The sequence below is a fragment of the Pseudostreptobacillus hongkongensis genome (genome assembly GCF_001559795.1).
GTDB lineage: Bacteria > Fusobacteriota > Fusobacteriia > Fusobacteriales > Leptotrichiaceae > Pseudostreptobacillus > Pseudostreptobacillus hongkongensis.
In genome coordinates, this window is sequence record NZ_LOHY01000016.1 from 1 (window position 1) to 395 (window position 395).

Here is a 395-nt window from a genome sequence, read left to right on the forward strand (position 1 = left end):
AACCGACACAGGTGGACGGGATGGGAACCCCGAGGCCGGCAGGATAACTCTAGCTAAGAAACTCTGCAGAATAGCCACGTAACTTCGGGAGAAGGGGTGACTATGGCAAGTGAGAGAGAACAGCTGGAGCGAAAGTAGGACGCAGTGAAGGGGCACAAGGAACTGGTTATCAAAAACACAGGTCTATGCTAAGATGAAAGGCGACGTATATGGTCTGAAACCTGCCAAGTGCTGGAAGGTTAAGAGGAGGGTTGAGCGAATCGAATTGAAGCCACAGTGAACGGCGGCCGTAACTAGAACGGTACTAAGGTAGCGAAATTCCGTGTCGGGTAAGTTCCGAACGGCACGAATGGTGAAATGATTTGGGAGCTGGCTTGGCTGGAGAACTGGTGAAG

General features: G+C 51.6%; 1 rRNA gene. It reads left to right on the forward strand.

Annotation, left to right across the window (positions count from 1 at the left end):
* A 23S ribosomal RNA gene (locus AYC59_RS00870) occupies positions 1-394 on the forward strand; the annotation flags it as partial.
* Position 395 lies beyond the last annotated feature (1 nt).